Annotated in this window: 1 pseudogene; it reads left to right on the top strand. The window is 44.6% G+C overall.

The features are described 5' to 3' along the window. Positions 1-3,278 (top strand): annotated as a pseudogene (locus ACY2RU_RS17365) (hypothetical protein); the annotation flags it as partial.

Raw genomic sequence — 3,278 nt, 5'->3', positions numbered from 1 at the left:
GATCCTATTACGGATTATTTTTTATGTGACAATGATGAGGACGGTAGTGAGCTTTTTGATTTACGCAGTAAGGATGTAGAGATTTTAAATACGTTGGTGGGTGTTACTTTGACGTATCATCCTACGCAGGCTGATGCTATTGCAGGTACTGCTGTTATAATTAACGATACTGCTTTTCCGAGTGGTAATGCGGTGATGTGGGTACGTGCTGAGAATGTCGACAGTGATGGTTTTATGTGTGTTACTGTGGGTAGTTTTAATTTGGTATTGGGTACGGTTCCTGTTTTTGTGGAGGTGACTCCTTATATTGAGTGTGATGATAATGGGGATGGTAGTGAAGATTTTAATTTAGCGGGTCAGTATGCTGGGATCAGTGGTGGTAATATAGCTTTAGATATTACTTTTCACAACAGTCAGATGGATGCTGATACGGGGGATAATCCTATTGGGAGTCCGTATACGAGCACAGGAGAGACGGTTTATGTGCGTATTGTAGATGCTACGACGGGTTGTTATGGTACTTATGAGATGGAGTTAGTTGTTCAGGCGCCACCTGCTATTGATACGATGTTGATGCCACTGACTTATTGTGATGATGACAATGATGGTTTTGGGGAGTTTGATCTAACCCAGGCTGATAGTGAGGTTACTTTGGGTAATCCAGGAGGTAATTTAGTGGTTAGTTATCACTATACGCTTGCGGATGCTCAAAATGGGGTGTTGCCGTTATCGTCTCCGTATTTGAATGATGTTCCTTTTTCACAGTTGGTGTATGTCCGTGTAGTGGATCTGGCTACGGGATGTTATAGTGTGACTACTTTAGAGCTTCAAGTGTTAGAGAGTCCGTTACTGATTCCTCCATCACCATTGGTTTTATGTGATGGTAACAATGATGGTTTTGAAGTTTTTGATCTAACGAGCGTTGGAAATGCGCTCATTGTAGGGTTGCCAAATGGTCCTTATACGGTAGGGTATTATACTGATGCTGCTCAGACTGTTGTGATTGCTAATCCGAGTGCGTATACCAATACATCGACCCCACAGCAAACGATCTATATTCGTGTGACCGACACGGTTAATGGTTGTGTGGAGAGCGTAGAACTTATTATAGAGGTACAAGCAGGTCCGGTGCTCAATCAACCCGATCCTTTAGAGGTTTGTGATGATGATAACGATGGTTTTGCTATTTTCGATTTAACCGATCGCACCTTCCAGATCACGGGAGGCGATCTTTCTGTACAATTAGAATTCTTTGCAAATTTAGCTGATTTTAATGCAGATAGTCCTATTGTAGATCCTACGATGTATGTCAATACGATGAACAATCAGACGATCTATATCAAGGCTCGTTTTGGTGCTATGGGTTGTGAGATTGCCGATACGACCATTACCTTAGATCTTATAGTAAATCCGAAGCCTACGCCAGTGACCCCCACACCGCTTATTGGTTGTGATACGGAGGGAGATGGTACGATTTTATTTGATATAGCGAGTAAGACAGCAGAGATCATTGGAGGTGAGCCCGGTGTTTCCGTGAGTTATTACGAGACGCTTTTAGATGCTCAACTAGGACAGGCGCCCTTGGCGAGTCCGTATCAAAACATTGCATCACCGATTCAGGTGATCTGGGCACGTGCTATTTTCCCTATTATTAGTGGGGGAAGTGGTTGTTTTGCTATTGTTCCTTTAGAGCTTCACGTTCTTGAGGGTCCTGAGGTACCTTTAGTGATCAGTGATCTGGTTGTTTGTAGTGATCTGCCAAGTGCAACTTTTGATCTAACGGATAAAGATGATGAGATCCGCAGTGGCGGTCTCTATCCACTTCCGGATTACACGGTTAGTTATCACACCAATGCGATGGACGCTCAAACGGGTGCTAACGCCATTGCCAATCCGCAGGCTTATAACAGTACGCCACCCGAGACGATCCATGTGCGTTTAGAGGGAGCGAATGCTTGTTTTGACACGGGTAGCTTTGAGCTAGTGATTAGTTTAGGGCCTGCTATTGTGCAGCCAACACCGCTTCGTATTTGTGATGATTTGGGTGAGCCCAATGATGGTATTGCAGAATTTGATTTAACGATCAAGGACGATGAGATCACGGGGGGTAATCCTTCCTATGGTGTTCTTTATTATAAGAGTTTAGATGATCTTCAGAATGATATTTTTATCTCTCCCGCGAGTTCGTATGTAAATACCACGCCTATAGAGACGATCTATGTCCGTGTTTTAGATAGCGGTAGTGAATGTGAGGCAACGACGAACTTTACCATTAGCGTTACGCCTAATCCTGTTCCTGGGATCCCTGATGCGCTTCGTGCGTGTGATACTGATGGAGATGGTATGGAGTTTTTCAATTTGACGGATGCTGCGCCACAGATCCAGACCAATGCGGCTTGGGTTCTTACCTATCATGATGATCTTAACGAGGCCTTTATTGGCGGTGTGGAGGTTGCCGATGCGACCAATTACCAGAATACGACGAATCCTCAGATCGTATATGTTCGTGTTACCGATCCAGGTACAGCGGAGGCTTGTTTTGAGATCGTAGAGTTAGAGTTAATCGCAGAGCCACTTCCGGATGATAGTATTCAGATCGATCCGCTAGTAGCCTGTAGTGATGTGTTGGGAGCTGACCGAGCTGTATTTAATTTAACGGCGGCGATTCCTGATCTTTTAGGTCCGCTTCAGGATCCTGCAGATTATATGGTTAGTTTTTACCGAAGTGATGTAGAGGCTATCGCGGGTACGGGTGCTATTGCCTTGCCGGGTAGTTTTGAGAATCAGACCAATCCACAAGAGATCTGGACACGTATTACTCATATTGTATCGGGATGTGTTTCTGCTGGGAACCAGAGTTTTGAGTTGGTTGTTCAGGATGGTGCTACGGCTACCGATCCATTGGCTCCGTATGTTATCTGTGACAATTTAGATCCTGTAGATGGTATCGGTGAGTTTGATTTAACGACGCAAGATGCTGAGATTTTGGCGGGTCAAGATCCGCTGGATTATACGGTTAGTTATCACTTAACGCAGGCAGATGCTCAGGCGGGTACTAATGCTGTTACCCCTGTTACGGCGTATCAGAACGAGATCAATCCGCAGCTTATTTATGCACGTGTTACCAATACTTCTAATATGGCTATGCCGCAGTGTTATGCTACGGCGCAGTTACTGCTCAAGGTAGAGCAATTACCAGAGATCGTCTTTGAGGGAGGTTACAGAGTTTGTGTAGATGCTCAGGGGAATCCTATTCCGGAGGAAGATGGATCTATTTC

The organism is Ulvibacter sp. 2305UL32-6, from assembly GCF_058148545.1.
Note: the sequence above shows the minus strand (reverse complement) of the source record. Positions and strands in the feature narration are given on the sequence as shown.